Origin of the sequence: Allopontixanthobacter confluentis, from assembly GCF_009827615.1 — a bacterium.
Lineage (GTDB): Bacteria > Pseudomonadota > Alphaproteobacteria > Sphingomonadales > Sphingomonadaceae > Allopontixanthobacter > Allopontixanthobacter confluentis.
Window position 1 is genome coordinate 673544 of sequence record NZ_WTYU01000002.1, and the last position, 21257, is coordinate 694800.

A 21257-nucleotide genomic window follows, 5' to 3' on the forward strand; every position below is an offset into this window, starting at 1 on the left:
CATGATGACAAGACCGCTGCAAAATTGTGCAGCTCTGGCCCTGCTTGGCCTATTTTCAGCCTGTCAGAGCGGGTTTCACCCGGCAGTGGAAAGCGGCAGCGCAGGCTATGATGCCATTGCCGTTCCTGCAGACCAGTCACTGCCCACACGCTATGCCCTTCGGCGGGGCGATGTCGTGAGCGTGGAAGTGTTTCAGGAACCGGAACTGACCCAGACACGCATCACGATCGACAATGGCGGCAATCTCAACCTGCCGCTGATCGGCGAAATTCAGGCCGCCGGTGTCAGTGCGGCGGATCTTGGCCGCACCATCCAGCAGGCCTATGGCCGGCGTTATCTGCGCGATCCCCAGGTGACCGTGGTGGTGAATGAAAGCCAGCCCTACACCTATTCTGTGGAAGGACAGGTCGCCTTGCCCGGCGTTTATGCCCACGCAGAAGGCATGACATTGCTGGGTGCAATCGCGCAGGCACGCAGCCCCACCCAGGTTGCGCGGCTGGACCAGATTGTGGTGTTCCGCACGGTGGAAGGCCAGCGCATCGGCGGGGTTTTCGATCTTCAGGCAATCCGCGAAGGATCGCTGCCCGATCCGGTGATTATGCCGGGTGATGTGATTGTGGTGGGCTATTCGCAGCTGCGCGGCACCTACCGCGACATTTTGCAGGCAGCCCCGCTGATCGGGGTGTTCCGGCCCTTTTGAATAAGGCCGGGCCTGAATGAAGAGCGGGTCTGCGAGAGAGCCTGCCATAATATCTGCGAATAATTTTTTCGCGAAAGGATCAGATCGACGTGGCGGCAAATTCGCTGAGCGCAAGAGAACGGCAACAAGTGCAGCAGGCGTACTCTGCGCTGCCGGGCGAAACGGGTGACAATCCGTTCAGCGCCAATTTGCGTTATGCGCTTGCTGCATTGCGGCGCCATTTGTGGATGGCTGCGGGCATTGTCGGCTTCGCGGTCGCGGCGGCTGTCATCATCACCCTGCTCGACACGCCGCGTTTTACGGCCACCACCAGCGTCCAGATCAACGACCAGAGTGAAAAAGTGCTGGGCGATGAGCTGGATGGGGGGACCACTGAAACATCAGATTGGGACACCGACCGTTTCCTGAATACCCAGCTCGATATTCTTCGCAGCCGCGCCCTTGCGCTGCGCGTGTCGCGCGCGCTCGATCTTGATGGCAATGCGGCTTTTCTTGGCGCGATGGAAGTTTCCGGCCAGAGTGAAGGCATGGATGGCCGCGCCCGGCAGGAACAGGTGCTGGATCTGCTGCGCAGCAACATGAATGTGAACCTGCCACGGTCTACCCGCATTGCCGGCATTGGTTTTACCAGCACCGACCCGCAAATGTCAGCGCGTATTGCCAATAGTTTTGCCGAGGAATTCATTCAGTCAAACCTGCAACGGCGTTTCGACAGCACCGCATATGCGCGCAATTTTGTGGCGGAACAATTGGAAGAAGCGCGCAGCCGGCTGGAATCGTCCGAACGGGAATTGAACGATTATGCGCGGCAGGCAGGGCTGATCCGCACGCGCAATTCCACGTCGGAAGATAGCACTTCGTCAGGGTCGGGCAGCATTACCGCCAGCAGCCTGATGCAGTTGAGCGATGCGGCCAACCAGGCGCAGGCCGCCCGCGTTCAGGCAGAAACACGCTGGGCCGCCGAACAGGCTGTGCCGCTGTTTTCATCGCAAGTGGTGCTGGCCGATCCGACCGTCCAGTCTCTCATGACGAAACGCGCAGAAGTGCAGGGCAATCTGCAAACCGCGCGCGAGCGGTATCTGCCGGACCATCCCACTGTCACGCGCCTGCAAGCCGATCTTGCCTCCACCGAAGCGCAGTTGAACCGCACGGCCGGCAATGTGCGCAATTCCATCCGCGCCGATCTGGTGGCGGCGCGCGCGGCGGAAAAGCAATTGCAGGCGCAGGTCAAACGGCTGGAAGGCGCCACGCTGGCGGAGCAGGACAAATCCGTGCGGTATAATACGCTGGCCCGCGAAGCGGATACCAACCGGTCGATCTATGACGGCCTGCTGCAGCGATACCGCGAATTGAATGCCTCTGCCGGGGTGGCCACCAGCAATCTGTCGATCATCGACAAGGCCGATCCGCCGCTGGTTCCTTCATCGCCCGATTTGCTGCGTAATTTGGCTGTTGCCCTGCTGCTGGGCTTAAGTCTGGCAGGGGCCGCGGTGTTCCTGCGTGACCAGCTGGATGATGTGATCCGCGTGCCGGAAGATGTCGAAGGCAAGCTGGGTCTGCCGCTGCTGGGCGTCATACCACGCAGCCAGATAGACAGCCCCGCGCAGGAACTGGAAGATGCCAAATCCCCCATGACCGAAGCGTATAATTCGCTGCGGGGATCGCTGCTCTATTCCACGCAGGACGGCTTGCCCAAAATTATCGCCGTCACCAGCGCCCAGCCAACCGAAGGCAAAAGCACCACCAGCCTGGCGCTGGCGCAAGCGTTTGGCAAACTGGGAATGCGCGCAGTGCTGATTGATGCGGATCTGCGCCGCCCATCGCTCCACACCAGTGCAGGCGTGGCCAATGAACGCGGTCTGTCAGACCTTCTGACAGGGCAGGCCCTGGCCGCCGACATATCGGTGCAGGTGGCTTCGGGCCCGTTTGATCTTATTCCTTCCGGCCCGCTGCCGCCCGGGCCGGCAGAACTGGTGGCATCGCCCCGCATGGCGCAATTGCTGGAAGAGCTGTCTGCGGCCTATGATGTGGTGATTATCGACAGCCCGCCGGTGCTGGGGCTGGCAGATGCGCCGATGATCGCGGCCTTGGCCGATGGCACGATGTTCGTGGTGGAAGCAGGCCGGGCCCGCAGCGCGCAAGTCAAGGCAGCGCTGCGCCGCCTGCGCGGGACAGACCCTGTCCTGCTGGGCGCGCTGCTGACCAAATTTGATCCTGAACAGGCCGGAAACCGGTATTCCGCCTATTATGGCCGTGAATATTATCGCTACGCCGACGGGGCGCGTGGCTGATGCCGCGTCCTGCCATACAGCTGGCAGGGTTTTCGTCGCTGGCCGCGCGCGGCGCGGTGGTGGCGTTGGTGCTGGCCTATGCGGTGTCGGTGTGGGGTAGCGGTTTTGACCGGCTGGCCGAAACGCGGCCTGTGGCATCGCAGCCGATGGTGTCCCGGCTGGTGCCTGCGCTCTTCCGCAATGCTGCACATCGCGCTGATGCAGCGCGGGCTATGGCGCAGGGCAGGCCGGATATTGCCCACGCAGCCGCCTTGGCAGCGCTTGACCATGATCCGCTGCACCGCCAGCCAGCGGCGCTATTGGGCGCAGCATTATTGGCGCAAGGTGATTTTACCGCTGCGGAGCAGGCATTTCGGGTGGCCGCAAACATGGGGTGGCGTGATCCTATGACGCAGGCCTATTGGTATGATGCGGCCATCCGCCAGCGTGATTATGGCCGCGCTGCCCAGCGTGTGGACGCCATTCTTCGCGCCAATCCAAGGGCGCCTGCCCTTGATGATCTGGTGCAGCCGATGACGCAGACGGCAACAGGACGGGCCGCGCTGGCGCAGCAGATGGCAGCAGACCCTGCATGGTTGGATGGCTATCTGAACGCGCCTGTACGGCTGGACGATGAGATTATGATTGCGCGCAGCGGTATGATCGCGGCAGCAGGCGCTGCGGGCCTGAATCTGGGCTGCGAACGCCCAACCCATTTCACGGCGGACCTGTTGCGGCGCGGTCTGCGGGCGGAAGCGCTGGCCATATGGCAGGCCCATTGCCCGCACCGGGCTGCATCAGGTGGTTTGCTGAATGGCCGTTTCGATTATGCGGCATCTGAAAGTGGCGCTGCACCATTTGGCTGGCAGCGCCGCGGCTCTGGCGATGTGGATATGCGGTTTGTCCCGGCCAAGGGGGGCGGGCAGGCGGCAAAAATCAGCAATTCCGGCGCAATCAGCCGCGTTTTCCTGACGCAGGCGATCAGTCTGGAACCGGGCCGCTATCTGTTGCGGGCCGATGTGACGGCGCAAAACGGGCCGGTCAGCGGGCAGGTCGCGGCATCGGCGGCGTGCGGGGGCGCGGTCATCATCCCCCTCCCTGCCGAGGGCGATATAGCGGCTGGCGGGCAATGGCTGAATATAGGCGCCTGCGGGTTGCAGACGCTGGGCTTGTGGGTACGGCCCGGGGCCGCAGTGACCATTCAGAATGTGCGGCTGGATGGGGGCCCTTCACAGCGGCGCTGACGATCAGCCGCTTGGCTGGCTGTCATTACCATTATGTGGGACACGGTCCTTGATCTTTTGGGCAGGATTGCCGCGATAGACGGCCATGGCTTCCCCATTACCAAACAGGGCCGCCCGCGCTGCCAGCACGCAGCCGGGGGCCATGGTCACACCCGGGCCAACAAAAGCTTCGGCAGCGACCCAGCAGCCATTTTCGATCCGCACCGGGCGCAATACAAGTTTGAACGCCGGATCGGAAAGGGAATGGGTGCTGGCGCAAATATGCGCGCGCTGGCTGATGACGCAATTGGCACCAATGGTAATCTGTCCCTGATTATACAGCCGTGCGCCCGGCCCGATCAGGGCGTTTTCCCCAATTTCAAGATTGCGCGGCAGCCAGATGCGAACGGACGCATGGATCCGCGCATTGCGGCCGATGCGTGCCCCGAATGCCCGCAGCAGCAGCCTGCGCCAGCCATGCAGCGGCGGCGGGGTAAAGCGCGCAAGGACCAGCCAGACCGTGCCGAAAATTATCCGTTCCAGCTTGTTCATGAGGGAAAAGCTCGGCCCGGCCGCATGCGGGTCAAAATCGTCGAAACCGGTCATGCACCAAGCTTCCCGCTGGCAAGCGCGCCATATACAGTGCGCCATTGCTGCGCTGTGGTGCTGGCTGCAAATGGCCCGTTGGCCAGATCCGTCGCCGCGCCGGACATGGCGCGCCATTCCATGGGGGGCAGCGCCAATGCGCGGCGCAGCGCTGCGGCAATGCTGTCAGCCTGCGTGCCGCAGTCCGCAGCGGCACCGCTGCTGAAACCCTCCGGCAAATGGCAGGCGCGGCTCATCAATGTCGGCACACCATTGGCCCATGCTTCCAATATGGCCACCGGCAGGCCTTCACTCAGCGAAGGCAGCGCCATAAAGCGGGCGCGGGCCAATAATTCCTGCTTGGCTGCGCCATGGACGGGGCCAATGTAACGCACATTTCCGGGTGCGGCTGCCACCAGCTTTTCAAGCGCTGCCACTTCGCCACCATCGCCCCATCCCGCGATGGTCAGGCGCGCTTCACCGGCATCGCTGGCAGACAATTGCCCCCAGCCTGCCACCAGCGCCGCAAGGTTCTTTTTCGGGTGGATACGACCAATGAAAATGACTTCCGGTGCGGGAAAATCAGCGGCGTGGCTGCGCGCTGCCGGCGCGGGATTGGGGATGGTCCGGATGGTGGCTGCGCCTGTCTCGCGTGCAATATCCTGCGCTTCATCGCTGGTCAGCGCGTGGAAAGCTGCGGCCCTGCGCCAGCCTGACCGTTCGTAGAACCTGCGCGCCAACGCCTTTTTCCAGCGTCCTCGCGCCATAATCCACGGGTCCAGCATACCATGAGGGGAGATGATATAGAGCCTGCCAGTGCGCTGCGCCCACACCGCACCAGCGCGGGAGGGATACATCCAGATGCCGTGCAGATGCATCACATCGCATTCTGCCTGCATCATCTGTTTGTGCATATCCTTTGCATAGCCGAATATTGCCGGGCCCTGCCGGCTGGCAAGATGGGTTTCATAATTGGCAAATCGGGCGGCCTGCGCATCTGTTTTGGCATCGCGCAGGGCGAAAATGACCGGCACTGCGCCCATGTCGCGGATGATCGCGGCCTGCGACAGGACCGCCTCTGCCACCCCGCCGCCAAGCGTGGAAACAGATGCCGTCAACAGGCCAATCCGCTTGCCGGCCACACTGCCGGTTATACTGGCGGCCACACTGGCGCCCGGCGTGCTCAAAACTTGGCCCTGTTCATGGTGCCAGCCTTAGAAGCTGTCCGCCGCGGCGGCAAGAAATGCGCGTGTTGGCCGTCGAGAGGAGTGCGTAGAACTTCCGGAGGTTGCATTGGGCTTCCAACCGTGCGCCAATCCTGCGAAGCGTGCGGCATCATGCCTGCCCCTGCAACTTCCCCTGCACCATACCTTGGCCCGGGCCGATCCCCGCGCATCAGTGTCATCTGCATTTTTCATAATGCGGATGTTTTTCTGGCTGAAGCGATCGGCAGCGTGCTGGCGCAGACATGGCAGGATTTTGAAATGCTGCTGGTGGATGACGGTTCCACCGATAAAAGCGCAGCCATTGCACAGACATTCGCCGATGGCGCGCCGCACCGCATCCGCCTGCTGGCCCATGCAGGCAACGCCAATCGGGGCATGAGCGCATCGCGCAATCTGGGTATCGCGCATTCTGCCGGTGATCTTGTGGCATTCATTGATGCTGACGATGTGTGGCGCACGCACAAGCTGGAACAGCAGGCCGCCCTGCTGGACCGATTGCCGCAGGCAGGCATGGTGTGCGGCACGGTGAATTACTGGCGCGGTTGGAATGGCGGGCAGGACAGGCTGGTGCCAACCGGCCATGTCACCGATGCGCTGGCATATGCGCCCGATCTGCTGCTGTCGCTTTATCCGCTGGGCCGGGCCGGGGCGCCTTGCCCGTCCGATCTGCTGATCAGGCGCAGCACGATCGAGGCTGCTGGCGGGTTTGAGGATGCGTTTACCGGCCTTTACGAAGATCAGGCATTTTGCGTGAAAGCCTATCTGGCAGCGCCGGTCTATTTCGCCAGCAATGTCTGGCTGGATTACCGGCAGCACGCAGGCAGCGCTGTCGCCACTGCCCATCGCACAGGCACGCAGGCGCGCAGGCGGCAGGAATTTCTCGGCTGGTTTGCAGCCCATGTCGCGCGCCGTGAATTTCCGGGCAAGGCGCAGGTTCAGCAGGCCATCAGGCGGGAAAACTGGCTTGCGCGCCATCGGCTGACGGCAAGAATTTACCGCCGCCTAGCGAAAATAGCGCGTCCGCAGAAAAGTCGACAGGCGCGGAAATGACGTCTTGAGCCAGAACCGCCATGGCGTATCGCTGGCGAGCATTTCCACCCGCGGAATATCGTGCAAATTATCCGTCAGCCGCGCGGTCTTGTCCGCCAGTCCGAAAGCGGCATCATAGCCTGCCTGACTGACCGCGCTGATGCTGCGGGCATCCCTGCCGCCATAGGGATAGGCAAAGAAGCGCGGGCGTTTGCCCATCATCTGCGTAAAATCCTGCGCCGCGCCGGCCGTTTCAGCATATAGCGCATCATCATCCAAATCTGGCATGAACCGGTGGCTGCGCGAATGGCAGCCAAGCGCCACCCCGTACCGCTCAAGTTCGCCAAGGCCCGCTATGTCCAGCAGGCCAAGTTTCTTGGTGCCGATTGCCTGATCCCATTCATTGGTTCCGCTTGCCATGGCGGTCACGCAGAATGCCAGTGCCGGAATACCGGCTGGCGCCAGAATGTCGCGGGCGGCATCCAGCAAATCGGTGTAACAATCGTCAAATGTCAGCAGCACCGGTCGCGGCGGCAGCGGCGCAGCGCGCTGGTAATGGGCCAGTACATCGTCCGCGCTGACAAAGGAGAAGCCGCGTTTTTTCAATGCCGCAAGGTGCGTTTGGAAACGCGCTGGGCCGATGCTGTAATCTGCCAGAACGGCATCGTCGCCATGGTCGGCAATGGCGTGGTAACACAGCACCAGCAGCGGTGTTTCATCAGCCAGCCCGCCAGATGCGCGCACGCCGGACCAATAGAAAACCTGCCGTGCACCATAATACAGGCGCGCAATATGCCGGTTTGAGCGTAGCGGTGTTTTCAAGGCTGTCCCGGCCAGCAGTGCGGCGGCGCTGGCCAACAGCTTCGGCAGCAGTGGTATGCGGGCAAGCGGGCGATACACCAGCCGCGTCATTTTCGTGCCCCCATGGTTGAGGGCGTAAAGAGCGCGGGTCCAGCCGGGGTGGCGGCGGGCAAATTTCACATCGGCCCGCGCTGACAGATAGGCGCGCTCAAGATTTTCCCGCGCGGAGACGATGTAACGGTGATGGCTGACCGCATCCGGATTGAACCGCACATCATGGTGTTGCAGCAGACGCACGCCAAAATCGGCATCTTCCTGTCCATAATTACCGCCGTGGGTATAGCTGGTGTCGAACCCGCCCAGCCGGGCAAACACCGCCCGGCGCACTGACAGATGCCCGCCAGCCATGTGAAACGGAGTCAGCGGCGCATCACCTTGCGAATCTGTCGCGGAATCGGCGGCCCACACCGCGATGCCTTCGGTCAGGAAGCCGGGGGGAGATGCCGGGTCGAGCGGGATATTACCCAGCACGGCTTCGGCCCCTGCGGCATGGCTTTGGGCGTGCCGGGTCAGAATATCGGGGCGGCAGATCATGTCATCATCAAGAAACAGCACGATTTCACCCGTGGCTTCGGCGGCCCCCTGGTTGCGGGCATGGCCAAGCCCGCCATTGGCCTGCTCGATAACCTGCATTGGGACTGGCAGCGAAGCCGATATTTGCCGCAAGGCAGCGACTGTCCCGTCGGTGGAGCCATCCACCACCACGACCAGATCGAACGGGCCGCCATAGGAGATGTCCGCAATTGCCCGCACCGCATCGCACACCATTTCGCGCCGCTGAAAAGTGGGGATGACGATGGTGAAAGACAGCGGCGGCGGTGTGTCTGTGAGCGCTCTGTCTGTGACTGGCGTGTCTGCCAGGGGTGTGTCTGTCATGGGCGCTGACCGGCCATGGCGCGGTAATATGCCAGGCTTTGAACCGGGCCTGTTTCGACGATTTTACCGCCATCCAGCACAATGCCATAATCGCACGCAGCAAGGGTGCTGCGCCGGTGGCTGATGACAAGCGCGGTAGTAAAATGCCGGCGCTGCGCCAGCAATTGCATGATGTGCTGTTCCGACATGGCATCCACCGAATTGGTCGCTTCATCCAGGATCAACACATCGGGCCGCCGCAGCATGGCGCGCGCCAGGCCAATCCGCTGGCGCTGGCCGCCCGACAGGGACAGGCCGCTCATGCCAACTTCGGTTTCCAGCCCGTCCGCCAGCGCATGGGCAAATTCGGACACGCCGGCATCCTGTGCCGCCTGTGCGACATCCTCCGCGCTGGCATCGGGCCTGCCATAGCGGATATTGTCGGCAATGGAGCCTTGGGTGAGGCCTGTATTCTGCCCTGCAATGGCCATGCGGCTGCGCCACAGCGCCGGGGCAATATCCGTTGCCGCAATATCGCCCACCTGCACCGCACCTGTTGATGGTTCGAGCAAGCGACAGACCAGATTGGCAAGGGTGGTCTTGCCGCTGCCGGAAGGGCCGATCAGCGCGGTGATACTGCCCGGTTCCAGGGTAAAACTGACATTGCTGATGGCCGCCTGATCTTGTGCCCCATCATCGCTGTCCACCGGATCGCCCGCTACCGCATCTCTGGCCGGAAAGGCATAGGATACGCCGCGAAAATGGATCGGCTGGTCAATCCGGAAGTCTTGCTGGGCCAACTGTGCGCGCGGCCCTTCCTGTTGCAGCAGCCATTGGACTTCGCTGATGGGACCCTGCACCGATGCCATGCCCGTGCGCGCCTGACTGATGACATGGGCGTGGGGCTGGGCGCGTGACAACAGCAGCAGAAATGTGGTCACTTCGGCAATGGACAGCTGGAACCGGTAGGCGGCAATCAGGATGGCAATGAAAATCAGCGCGATGAACAGGTCCACCGTCGGCAGCACGAATGCGGCCAGTCGCCGCGCGGCAAACATGCGGCTGCCAACCTGCGCTGAGGCGTTTTCAAACTGGCGCTGTTCGGCCTGTTGCTGCCCGAAAATGCGGATCACCCGCATGGCGTTGACAATGGCCAGCATCCGGTCGCCCAGCGCGTGGTTGGCGTCAGTGGCACTCAGGCTGAGGGATTTCTGCCGCCGTTCCAGCATCAGCAGCGCCATTTGCACCAGCACTGCCCCTGCCAGCACAATCAGGAAAAGGCGCCAGTCCACCCAGACAAGCAGGGCGCAAAACACCAGCAGTCCGGCGGCGGCAGGCACCATGGTCAGCGCGGATTTGACCGCATCGGACACAGACCAGCTATCGGCGGAAATGATCTGCACCAGCCGCGAAGCCTGGTGCTTCAGGAAAAACGGGTAATCCAGCGCCAATATCCGTGCGGACAAGGCATTGCGGATATCGCGGCCCATTTTCACCTCGATATTGGCGATGAGGATATTGTTGGCCGCCTGCACAAGCCCGCGCAGCAGCACCAGCGTGACGACCACGCTCGCCAGCGCTAGCATCCTGTCCTGCGGATCAAGCGCGATGACCAGTTCCGCGATGGAGCGGATTGGCTGCGGCAAGGCGGCTGGCAATGATGCGCCGCCTGACAGGGATAATGCCGCCAGCGGGACTAGCATGCCGATGCCGATACCTTCCAGCAGGCTGGCCAGCAGGCCCAACAAGGCGACCAGTGGCAGCAGGGGCGCATATGCGGAAATTACAGGCGCAAATACAGACCGCGCATTCTGGAACAGGCCCGCATATTCCGGCCCACTATGCAGGGGCCCAGTATGTTCCGGCGCAATCTGTGCAGGAATAAAGTTTTTCAGTTTGCCGCCGGATGCCATCATCCCTTACTACCAAGGGGTCGATGCAGTGAATACAGGAAACAAGCGTATTTCAGCGCCAGCCCCGCCGCCCCATAATGCTGATGTCGCCATTGTCGTAACCAGCCATAATTACGCGCGTTTTCTTGGCGATGCGCTGGCCAGTATTGCGGCGCAAACCGTCCCTGCGGCTGAAATCTTCGTGATTGACGATGGTTCGCATGATAATCCTGCGGAGGTGACCGGGAAATTTCCGGCTGTTCAACTGGTTGAAACAGGCCATCAGGGCATTTCGGCAGCGCGCAATCAGGGGCTGCGCCTCGCAGTATCGCCCTATATCCTGTTTCTGGATGCTGATGACGTGCTGCGGCCCGATGCGATTGCCGCAGGGCTGGATTGCATGGCTGCCAACCGGGGCGCAGGGTTTGTCTATGGCGCGCACCGGCTGGTAAACGGCCAGTTGGGCGCGCCGCAAGGCCCCCGGCTGAAGCGCAGCGGGCCGCTGGCCTACCGCGAATTGCTGCGCGATAATCTGGTGGGGATGCATGGCACGGTTTTGTATGACCGCGAAAAACTCCTTGCTTGCGGCGGCTTTGACCCTGCGCTGGAACGGAGCGAGGACTACGATGCCTATTTGCGCATGGCGCGCCGTTTTCGAATTGCGAGCCATGCCCATGTCGTGGCGGATTACCGGCAGCATGGCGGCAATCTGTCGCTGGATGCAGCGCATATGCTGCGCTGGACCATCAGGGTGCATGATGCCCACCGCCCACCCCAATCTGACGGGCCGGAATTTGCCGCATGGCGCGCAGGCAGTGTTTTCTGGAAAAACGCCTTTGCCAATTCTGTGTGGAAGAACCGCGGCGCTAAAGCTACGCCGCGGTGGAGCCAGAGGGTCAGCATGATGCGCAGCGCGCCGCGAACAACATTGATGGCCGCCCTGCGGCAGCTGGCAGTCAGCATCCTGCCAGGACCGGTGGCTGATGCCTTGCGCCGTGTGCGCCGCAAGGCTGTGCATCCCCGCATCGGCCAGGTGGATTTTGGTGATCTGGCCCGCATTGCGCCTGTCAGCCGGGGCTTTGGCTATGCGCGGGGGACGCCGGTGGACCGCTATTACATCGAGGCATTTCTGGCCCGGCACCGCGCCGATATTCGCGGGCGGGTGCTGGAAGTGGGCGATGATCATTACAGCCGCCTTTTTGGGGCAGGCATCACGCGGCAGGATGTGCTCAATCTGGCGGAGGATTATCCCGGCACCACCATCACCGGCGATCTGGCCGAAGCCGGCGTGCTGGAGCCCGCTAGTTTCGACTGCATCATCATCTCCCAGACGCTGCAATATATCTACGATCTGCCAGCAGGGGTGGCGCAGTTGAAACAGGCATTGAAGCCGGGCGGGGTCATTCTGGCCACCGCGCCTGCAATCACCCCGATTGATTGCGATGACTGGGGCGAAAACTGGTTCTGGTCATTTACCGCGCAATCCGCCCGCCGCTTGTTTGGCGATGCTTTTGGCCCGGAAAATGTCGCTGTGTCAGCGCGCGGCAACGCATTTGCCGCCACTTGCTTCCTGCAAGGCATCGCGGTTGAGGAAGTGGGGCCTGACTGGCTCGACCCGGATGATGCGGCCTATCCGGTCAACATCACCATCAGGGCGGTTCATTCAGCCTGACAAGCGAAAGGTTCAGGCCTGCATCGGCCCGCGTCAGTTTTGCGGAACGCTGAATGATCCGGTGACGCGGCCGCCCGACCGCACTGCGCCGGGTTCGCCGGTGACAGAGGATGACCCCGAGGCGCTGCCATCCACGCTGGATACACCGCTTTGCAAGTCAATCACCAACCGCCCGCCGTTCAGCGTGTCCGTGCCGCGCTTCAGGCGCACATTGCCGGCCATGGTGATGATGCGGCGGTTGAAATCATATACGGCCACATCGCCGCTGGCCGCTTCGCTGCCGCGCGTCACCTGCACCCCGCCTGTGGCAGTGATGCGCTGGATCTTGAGCGAGCCTGCATCGGAATAATTCACCAGCGTGCGCGCCGCGCGCACCCGCAGGCCGGCTTGCGTGATATCGACATTGCCCGACAGGACGACACGGTTCTGCCGGTCCTGCAATTCGATCCTGTCCGCCCCGTAATTGACCGGCGCGTTGGAATTATGCGCGGCGATGGCCTGTGCGTGCAATTGCATCCCGCCAAACGCTGCCACGGTGAGGGCAAAGCCGGTCAGCGCCGAACGTGCCGCTACAGATAGATGTGCCGGAATTGGGTTGTTCATCAGGGCATCCTAAGCTTGCCGGGAATCATGCGCATTTTCGCATTGCCATCCAGCGTAACAGTTCGGGCGGAAAGATCAGCTTCAATCCGGTTGGCAGAAAATGTGCCGGCCGGCACTTCGCCGCTGACGCCGCCTTCGCCAACCAGCCTTCTGCTTTCCAGGTTAATCGACACATTGCTTGCCACCATGGAATATCCATCAGCCGCGGTCAGCCGCAAAGGGCCGATCACCGACACTACTTGCTGGTCGATATTATAGGCCCCTGCATCCGCCACGATCCGCGCCGGACCGTCAGGCAGCAGCAGGCCTGCCACCAGATCGCGCATCCGCACAATGCCTTCTGCGCCGGAACGCTGCACTGCCTCGCCCGCCGTGAGGGAAAAGGGCTGGCCGTCATTATCCTTGCCCCGGTACATCGCATTATCCACCCGCAGCCGCTCGTCGATCATGGCGACCTTGTTCCGGTCGAGCAGAAAACTGATTTCGCCGCGCGGACTGAGCGGGGTAATCACCATCAACGCTGCCAGCACGCCAACCGCCATGGGCAGGGCGCGGGCCAGAAAGCCGACCAGCCTGTCATGCGATCCGCCCGGCGCAGCAAAACCCTGCCGCCGGGAGCGCAATTGCCGTGCCTTGGAGGTTTCGATCTCGGAAGTCATGATGGTGCGATACGGCCTGCCAGATTACATGTGGCTGAAGATGTCGTGTTCGGCCCAGCCAGCCAGGTCAAGCCGTGCGCGGGTCGGCAGAAATTCAAAGCACGCCTGCGCCAGATGGGTGCGATCCTCGCGTGCCAGCCGCACTTCCAGAATGTCCTTCAGCCGGTGAAGGAACCGCACGTCAGACGCCGCATAATCGCGCTGCGCATCGTTGATTTCATCTGCGCCCCAATCGGAAGATTGCTGCTGCTTGGAAATGTCCGCGCCGAGCAATTCATTGACGAGGTTTTTGAGGCCATGCCGGTCGGTATAGGTGCGCGTCATCTTGCTGGCGATCTTGGTGCAGAACACAGGCGAAGCTTCCACGCCCAGATAATGTTCAATCGCCGCCAGGTCGAAACGGGCGAAATGATACAGTTTCAGGCGCGATTTATCGGCCAGGACCGCTTTCAGATTGGGCGCGTCGAATTCGCTGTCCTTGCCGAAGCGGACCAGATGTTCATCCCCCTGCCCATCGCTGATCTGCACCAGGCACAGGCGGTCGCGCGGAGTGATAAGCCCCATGGTTTCGGTGTCGACTGCGACCGGCCCGGGTGCAAGCACGTCTGCGGGAAGGTCTTCTTCATGAAAATATACTGCCATAGCGGCTCCCTAGTCTCATTGGTGAGGGAGGGAAAGAGGTTGCTGCCTTTGCCGGGCCTTGCGATAATCGCGCCAGATGACCGATGAACAGATCCCCGAAAGCTGGCGCGCTGCATTGACGGGCGTGCTGGATACGCCGGCATCCCGGCAACTGGGCCAGTGGTTGCGGCAGGAAGAAGCTGCCGGGAAGCAGATTTTTCCGCCCCGCAGCCAATGGTGGCGGGCGCTGGAACTCACCCCGCCTGATGCTGTCAAAGTGGTGATATTGGGGCAGGACCCCTATCATGGCGCAGGCCAGGCGCATGGCTTGTCGTTTTCCGTGCCTGACGGGGTGAAAGTGCCGCCGTCGCTGGCCAATATCTACAAGGAACTGGGCAGTGATTGCGGCATCCCGCGGCCTGCCCATGGCAATCTGGAAGGCTGGGCGCGGCAGGGCGTGCTGTTGCTTAACACGTCGCTCAGCGTGGAAGCGGGGCAGGCAGGCAGCCATGCACGGCGCGGTTGGGAAGCGATTACCGGGGCAGCAATGGCGGCGGTGGCAGCCAGCAGCCTGCCCACCGTATTCATCCTGTGGGGCAACCATGCCCAGGCCGCCGCAGCGCGCATTCCTGCGCTGGGCAGCACGGGCCGCCATCTGGTGCTGAAATCAGCCCACCCAAGCCCGCTTTCTGCCCATCGCGGGTTTCTGGGGTCAAAGCCGTTCAGCCGGGCCAACCAGTTTCTGGAAGCACATGGCCGCACCCCGATCGACTGGCGGGCGTGAAATATCGTGGGCGGATGCAAAACCAAGCCACACCAGCGCCTGATCCGCAAAGCAGGCCCGCCTGATTAACGCGGAAGCTGGGTTTCCCCCATCAGTGCCATGTCCACGCTGCGCGCACATTGGCGCCCTTCGCGGATTGCCCATACCACCAGTGACTGGCCGCGGCGCATATCACCGCAGGTAAAGACGTTCGGCTCGCTGGTGGCATAATCATCGGTATTGGCTGCCACTGCGCCGCGGTCCGTCAGTTCGACACCGGCCCGGTCCAGCAGGCCGCGTTTCTTGGGGCCGGTAAAGCCCATGGCCAACAGGATCAGGTCGGCAGGCAGAACAAATGTGCTGCCTTCCACTTCCTGCATTTTGCCGCCGTCCCATTGCAGGCGGACGCATTCCAGACCGGTCACGATGCCGTCCTGGCCAATCACCCGCTTGGTCAGCACGGACCAGTCGCGGCCCACGCCTTCTTCGTGGCTGGACGATGTGCGCAGTTTCAGCGGCCAGTCAGGCCAGGTCAGCATCTTGTCTTCATGCGCGGGCGGCTGCGGCATGATTTCCAGCTGGACAACGCTGGCCGCGCCTTGCCGGTTGGAAGTGCCGACACAATCCGATCCCGTATCGCCGCCGCCGATCACGATCACATGCTTGCCCGTTGCCGTCAGCGATCCACGTGGGGCGGCGCGCACTTCGTCATCGCCTGCATTGCGCTTGTTCTGCTGGGTCAGAAATTCCATCGCCAGCCTGACGCCGGGCAATTCCGCGCCGGGAATTTCCAGCGGCCGCGCTTCTTCCGCGCCGCCTGACAGCACGATGGCGTCGAAATTTTCATTCAGCGAATTGAACGAGATATCCACCCCGACTTCGGCAGAGGTGCGGAAAGTGACCCCTTCGGCTTCCATCTGCACTGCCCGGCGGTTGATGAGATGTTTTTCCATCTTGAAATCAGGAATGCCGTAGCGCAGCAGGCCGCCAATACGGTCGTTCTTTTCAAACACGGTCACGGCATGGCCTGCGCGGGCCAGTTGCTGGGCGCAGGCGAGGCCCGCCGGGCCAGACCCGACCACGGCGATGGATTTGCCGGTTTCGGCAGCAGGCACCACCGGCTTGATCCAGTCATTTTCCCACCCGCGATCCACAATCGCACATTCGATGGATTTGATGGTTACCGGGGCATCGATGATGTTGAGTGTGCAGCTTGCCTCGCACGGGGCAGGGCAGATGCGGCCGGTGAATTCCGGGAAATTATTGGTCGAATGCAGCACGTCGAGCGCGTTCTGCCAGTCCCCTTCATAGACCAGGTGGTTCCAGTCCGGGATGATATTATTCACCGGGCAACCATTGTGACAATAAGGAATGCCGCAATCCATACAGCGCGCGGCCTGTTTTTTCAGCGCCGCTTCATCATGCGGAATGGCGAATTCGCGGTAATGCGTCAGGCGTTCCTTGGGGTCCGCATAGGTGCGGTCCTCACGCTCGAATTCGAGAAAGCCGGTATCTTTGCCCATCTGCTTACGATCCCAATTATTCTGCGGCCACGGTGGCTGCTTCGTTGCGCTCTGTTTCCAGATTGCGCAGCGCTGCGGCATAATCGCGCGGCATGATCTTGACGAATTTTGGCAGGCATTCCGCCCAATTGTCGAGGATGAAGGACGCCCGCGCGCTGCCTGTGTGCAGCTTGTGACGCTCCACCAGGATTTTCAGACGTTCTGCATCATGGCGCAGCATATCGCCCATGCCTGCATCGCTGACGCTGCGGGCCCGCTGCTGCGGCCGGCCCGTGCCATCATCATCGTCTGGCGTTGCCGAAACCGGCAGCAGGTCCACCTGCGCCTGGTTGCACAGATCGGCAAAATTATCAGCCTCGTCATAGACATAGGCGATACCGCCCGACATGCCCGCGGCAAAATTGCGCCCGGTCCTGCCCAGCACCACCACCACGCCGCCGGTCATATATTCGCACGTATGGTCGCCTGTTCCTTCCGCCACTGCGATGGCACCGGAATTGCGCACGGCAAAGCGTTCGCCGCCAACGCCGCCAAAATATGCCTCGCCCGATATGGCGCCATAAAGGACCGTATTACCGACGATGATGTTCTTCGTCGGATCGCGGTCCACGCCTTCGGGCTGGCGCACGATAATGCGGCCGCCCGACAGCCCTTTGCCAACATAATCATTGGCATCGCCCGTCAGATCCAGCGTGACGCCGTGGGCCAGCCATGCGCCGAAGCTCTGTCCGGCAACGCCGGTCAGATTGATGCGGATGGTGTCCGCCTTCAGCCCGGCATGGCCGTATTTCCTGGCGATTTCGCCCGACAGCATGGCGCCGACAGTACGGTTCACATTGCGGATTTCATGGCTGATCTGGACAGCTTCGCCATGCAGCAACGCAGGCTGGCAGGCTACGATCAGTTCATTGTCCATGGCCGCAGCAAGGCCATGGTCCTGGCTTTGCGTATGATGCAGCGACTGGTTTTCATGCAGCGGCACCTGATGCAGCAGGCGGGACAGGTCGACCCCTTCTGCCTTCCAGTGCCGTTCCACCCGGCGCATGTCGATCAGATCGACCCGGCCAACCATTTCATCCAGCGTGGCAAAGCCCATTTCGGCCATGATCCCGCGCAGTTCTTCGGCCACGAAGAAGAAATAATTGATGATGTGTTCGGGCAGGCCGGTGAAGCGCGCGCGCAGCACAGGGTCCTGCGTGGCCACGCCCACCGGGCAGGTGTTGAGATGGCATTTGCGCATCATGATACAGCCTGCCGCAATCAGCGGGGCAGTGGCAAAGCCGAATTCATCCGCGCCCAGCAATGCGCCAATCGCCACATCACGCCCGGTGCGCAGCCCGCCATCGACCTGCACCGCGATGCGGCTGCGCAAATCATTCAGCAGCAATGTCTGCTGGGTTTCGGCCAGGCCGATTTCCCACGGGCTGCCAGCGTGGGTCAGGCTGGTCAGCGGGGAGGCGCCCGTACCCCCTTCATAGCCCGAAATAGTCACATGGTCGGCCCGCGCCTTGGATACGCCCGCCGCAACCGTGCCCACGCCCACTTCGGACACCAGCTTCACGGAAATGCGCGCCGCCGTGTTCACATTTTTCAGATCGTGGATCAGCTGTGCCAAATCCTCGATCGAATAGATGTCATGGTGCGGCGGCGGGGAAATCAGGCCCACGCCCGGCGTGGAATGGCGCACGGCGGCAATGGCCTTGTCCACCTTGTGGCCCGGCAACTGCCCGCCTTCGCCCGGCTTTGCACCCTGCGCCATCTTGATCTGGATATCGTCGGCATTGACCAGATATTCCGTGGTCACGCCAAAGCGGCCACTGGCCACCTGCTTGATGGCCGAACGCATGGAATCGCCATTGTCCATCGGTGTGAACCGGTCCACTTCCTCCCCGCCTTCACCGGTGTTGGACCGTGCGCCCATGCGGTTCATGGCAATCGCCATGGTGGTATGCGCTTCACGGCTGATGGAGCCAAAGCTCATCGCGCCGGTTGAAAAGCGTTTCACGATTTCGGCTGCCGGTTCCACCTGGGAAATATCCAGCGGCGTGTCAGCTTTATGCAGTTCCATCAGCCCGCGGATGGTCAGCAGGCGTTCGGACTGTTCGTTGATGGATTTGGCAAATTCGTCGTAATTTTTCGGATCATTGCCGCGCACGGCATGCTGAAGATTGGCGATATTGGCCGGTGTCCAGGCGTGGCTTTCCCCGCGCACGCGGTATTGATAGACGCCGCCTACATCCAGCATGGTGCGGTATAGCGGGTTGTCGCCATAGGCGATCATGTGGCGCTGCACGGCTTCTTCGGCCACTTCGATCAGGCCGATGCCTTCGATGGTGGTGGCAGTGCCCTTGAAATAGGCATCGATGAAATCGGAACTGAGGCCAACCGCGTCGAAAATCTGCGCGCCGCAATAGGACTGGTAGGTCGAAATGCCCATCTTGGACATGACCTTGAGGATGCCCTTGCCCACCGCCTTGATGAAGTTGCTTTCAACTTGCCTGGCGGTCAGGCCGGGGTGCTTTGTCTCGCGCAGCTGTTCCAGCGTTTCGAAGGCAACATAGGGGTTGATCGCTTCTGCGCCATAACCTGCCAGCACGCAGAAATGATGCACTTCGCGCGCTTCGCCTGTTTCAACCACCAGGCCAGTCTGCATCCGTAGGCCCTGACGGACCAGATGATGATGCACCGCAGCTGTCGCCAGGGCGGCAGGGATGGGAATCCGGTCCGGCCCCTGCGCGCGGTCGGACAGCACCAGGATATTATGGTCCTGCAGCACGGCTTCGGTTGCGGCCCAGCACATTTCCTTCAGCGCCATGGCAAGACCCTTGGCGCCTTTCTTGGCTTTCCAGGTGATGTCGATGGTTTCGGTGCGGAATGCGCCATCCAGCGCCCCTTCGACCGAACGGATCTTGGCCAGATCTTCATTGGTCAGGATCGGCTGCGTCACTTCCAGCCGTTTATGCGTGCCGGCATCGCGGCCCAGCAGATTGGGGCGCGGGCCGATCATGGACAGCAGGCTCATCACCAGTTCCTCGCGGATCGGGTCGATCGGCGGATTGGTGACCTGCGCGAAGTTCTGCTTGAAATAATCATACAGCAAGCGGCTGCGGTCCGACAGGACAGCAATCGGCGTGTCAGTGCCCATGGAGCCAATCGGGTCTTCACCCAAAGCTGCCATCGGCTCGAGGAATTTGAAAATATCTTCCTGCGTGTAACCGAAAGCCTGCTGGCGTTGCAGCAATTCGGTGGAATGGCCCGGCACTTCGGCCAGTTCCGGGTCGATCTGGTCAAGATCGCCCAGCTTGTACTGCGCTTTTTCCAGCCATTGCGCATAGGGGTGCGCGCCGGCCAGATCGGCCTTCAGTTCCTCATCCTCGATGATGCGGCCCTGTTCCAGATCGATCAGCAGCATCCGGCCCGGTTGCAGGCGCCATTTGCGAGTGATGTCTTCTTCGGCAAAGGGCAGCACGCCGCTTTCCGATGCCAGGCACACCAGATCATCCTTGGTGACGCAAAAACGCGCCGGACGCAGGCCGTTACGGTCCAGCGTTGCGCCAATCTGGCGGCCATCGGTAAAGGCCACTGCCGCAGGGCCATCCCATGGCTCCATCAGGGCCGCGTGATATTCGTAAAATGCGCGGCGCGCCGGGTCCATCAGCGGGTTTTTCGCCCATGCTTCCGGCATCAGCATCATCATCGCATGGGCGAGGCTGTATCCGCCCGCCAGCAGTAGTTCGAGCGCATTGTCGAGGCAGGCCGTGTCAGACTGGCCATGCGGGATCAGCGGCCACATCTTGTCGAGGTCAGGGCCGAGCAGTTCGGATTCCATCGTCCGGCGGCGCGCATTCATCCAGTTCACATTGCCGCGAACCGTGTTGATTTCGCCATTATGCGCAATCAGCCGGTAAGGGTGCGCCAGCCGCCAGCTGGGGAATGTGTTGGTGGAAAACCGCTGATGCACCAGCCCCAGCGCGCTGACGCAGTCAGGATCGCGCAAATCGTCGTAACAACTGCCCACCTGGGTCGCCAGCAGCAGGCCCTTGTACACAATCGTCCGGCTGGAAAAGCTCGGGATATACATGGACACAAGGCCGGGCAGATCATGCTTTTCCGCCAGCTTGATCAGGGGGTTCAAGGTCTGCTTGCGGATCACGATCAGCTTGCGTTCGAACGCATCCTGATCGGCGCAATTGTCGCCGCGCGCCACGATGCACTGGCGCATGACCGGCATGGAGGAAATAACCGCCTTGCCCAGCCCGTCCAGCGTAACCGGCACATCGCGCCAGCCGACCAGTTTCTGGCCTTCCTTGGCAATGAATTTTTCCAGCTGTTCGGTCACAAAATCACGCGCTGCTGCGTCCTGCGGCATGAAACACATGGCCACGGCGTATTCGCCCGGTGCGGGCAGATCATGGCCCTGCGCATTAGCCCATTTGCGGATCAGCGGATCAGGAATTTGCAGCAGAATGCCCGCACCATCGCCCAGCAACGGGTCTGCGCCCACGGCGCCGCGATGGTCCAGATTGGCCAGAATTTCCAGCGCCTGCGTTACGATGCCGTGGCTTTTGACGCCCTTGATGTGCGCGATCAGCCCGACGCCGCATGCATCATGCTCGTTCCTCGGATCGTATAATCCAGCCTTCTGGCCAGTATGCTGCACGCGTGGGGGCGCAGGGTAGCCCATCAAAATTCCATTCCTGTCAGGTGCCGGGCCAGCAGCTGTCAAAGCCGCCTCTCGGCAATCAAATGCGACTTTTTTGGCTGCCAGACGCAGC

Annotated in this window: 15 protein-coding genes; 6 read left to right on the top strand and 9 right to left on the bottom strand. The window is 61.6% G+C overall.

The genetic code is table 11. The features are described 5' to 3' along the window. Nucleotide 1 precedes the first annotated feature (1 nt). From GRI44_RS11555 to GRI44_RS11565, 3 genes are all read left to right on the top strand, one after another. Nucleotides 2–700, top strand: a complete 699-nt coding sequence (locus tag GRI44_RS11555) for a polysaccharide biosynthesis/export family protein (RefSeq protein WP_160601917.1) — start codon at nt 2–4, stop codon at nt 698–700. 128 nt (nt 701–828) lie between these two features. Beyond that, nucleotides 829–2991 carry a GumC family protein gene (locus GRI44_RS11560; RefSeq protein WP_332872408.1) on the top strand — a complete coding sequence of 721 codons (2163 nt, stop codon included), beginning with the start codon at nt 829–831 and terminating at the stop codon, nt 2989–2991. Continuing rightward, nucleotides 2991–4214 carry a hypothetical protein gene (locus GRI44_RS11565; protein WP_160601918.1) on the top strand — a complete coding sequence of 408 codons (1224 nt, stop codon included), beginning with the start codon at nt 2991–2993 and terminating at the stop codon, nt 4212–4214. Before GRI44_RS11560 ends, GRI44_RS11565 begins: the two co-directional genes overlap by 1 nt. Nucleotides 4215–4217: 3 nt before the next feature. Here the strand turns inward: GRI44_RS11565 and GRI44_RS11570 are convergent, their stop codons facing one another. After that, the gene (locus GRI44_RS11570; RefSeq protein WP_160601919.1) at nt 4218–4799 is read right to left on the bottom strand and encodes an LbetaH domain-containing protein; all 582 of its coding nucleotides are present in this window, start codon (nt 4797–4799) and stop codon (nt 4218–4220) included. Continuing rightward, entirely contained in the window at nt 4796–5965 is a 1170-nt protein-coding gene (locus GRI44_RS11575) for a glycosyltransferase (RefSeq protein ID WP_160601920.1), read from the bottom strand. The genes GRI44_RS11570 and GRI44_RS11575 overlap by 4 nt, the downstream gene beginning before the upstream one ends. A gap of 150 nt (nt 5966–6115) precedes the next feature. Here GRI44_RS11575 and GRI44_RS11580 point away from each other — a divergent pair, with 150 nt between their 5' ends. Then, on the top strand, nt 6116–7054 hold the full coding sequence (locus GRI44_RS11580) for a glycosyltransferase family 2 protein (RefSeq protein WP_160601921.1): 939 nt from the start codon (nt 6116–6118) through the stop codon (nt 7052–7054). Here GRI44_RS11580 and GRI44_RS11585 read toward each other — a convergent pair. Both GRI44_RS11585 and GRI44_RS11590 read right to left on the bottom strand, forming a co-directional pair. Beyond that, on the bottom strand, nt 7007–8770 hold the full coding sequence (locus GRI44_RS11585) for a glycosyltransferase (RefSeq protein ID WP_160601922.1): 1764 nt from the start codon (nt 8768–8770) through the stop codon (nt 7007–7009). The two genes, GRI44_RS11580 and GRI44_RS11585, sit on opposite strands and share 48 nt — an antisense overlap. After that, nucleotides 8767–10665: an ABC transporter ATP-binding protein gene (locus tag GRI44_RS11590; RefSeq protein WP_160601923.1), complete on the bottom strand. Its 1899-nt coding sequence runs from the start codon at nt 10663–10665 to the stop codon at nt 8767–8769. Before GRI44_RS11590 ends, GRI44_RS11585 begins: the two co-directional genes overlap by 4 nt. 25 nt (nt 10666–10690) lie before the next feature. On the opposite strand from GRI44_RS11590, the gene GRI44_RS11595 reads away from it, so the two are divergent. Further along, entirely contained in the window at nt 10691–12313 is a 1623-nt protein-coding gene (locus GRI44_RS11595) for a glycosyltransferase (protein WP_160601924.1), read from the top strand. A gap of 33 nt (nt 12314–12346) precedes the next feature. Here the strand turns inward: GRI44_RS11595 and GRI44_RS11600 are convergent, their stop codons facing one another. Genes GRI44_RS11600 through GRI44_RS11610 form a run of 3 tightly spaced genes read right to left on the bottom strand, consistent with a single transcriptional unit; the run spans nt 12347 to nt 14217 of the window. Then, complete coding sequence (locus tag GRI44_RS11600; RefSeq protein WP_160601925.1) at nt 12347–12916, bottom strand: LptA/OstA family protein; 570 nt, start codon at nt 12914–12916, stop codon at nt 12347–12349. Beyond that, entirely contained in the window at nt 12916–13575 is a 660-nt protein-coding gene (gene lptC / locus GRI44_RS11605; RefSeq protein ID WP_160601926.1) for an LPS export ABC transporter periplasmic protein LptC, read from the bottom strand. Before lptC ends, GRI44_RS11600 begins: the two co-directional genes overlap by 1 nt. 24 nt (nt 13576–13599) lie before the next feature. Next, the gene (locus tag GRI44_RS11610) at nt 13600–14217 is read right to left on the bottom strand and encodes a ribonuclease D (protein ID WP_160601927.1); all 618 of its coding nucleotides are present in this window, start codon (nt 14215–14217) and stop codon (nt 13600–13602) included. A 76-nt stretch (nt 14218–14293) separates the two neighbouring features. Between GRI44_RS11610 and ung the strand changes: the two genes are divergently transcribed. Beyond that, nucleotides 14294–14980 carry a uracil-DNA glycosylase gene (gene ung / locus GRI44_RS11615; protein ID WP_160601928.1) on the top strand — a complete coding sequence of 229 codons (687 nt, stop codon included), beginning with the start codon at nt 14294–14296 and terminating at the stop codon, nt 14978–14980. A 65-nt stretch (nt 14981–15045) separates the two neighbouring features. Here ung and GRI44_RS11620 read toward each other — a convergent pair whose 3' ends face one another. Together GRI44_RS11620 and gltB are read right to left on the bottom strand one after the other, a co-directional pair. Further along, nucleotides 15046–16482, bottom strand: a complete 1437-nt coding sequence (locus tag GRI44_RS11620; RefSeq protein ID WP_160601929.1) for a glutamate synthase subunit beta — start codon at nt 16480–16482, stop codon at nt 15046–15048. A 16-nt stretch (nt 16483–16498) separates the two neighbouring features. Beyond that, the gene (gene gltB / locus GRI44_RS11625; RefSeq protein WP_160601930.1) at nt 16499–21166 is read right to left on the bottom strand and encodes a glutamate synthase large subunit; all 4668 of its coding nucleotides are present in this window, start codon (nt 21164–21166) and stop codon (nt 16499–16501) included. Nucleotides 21167–21257: the final 91 nt, after the last annotated feature.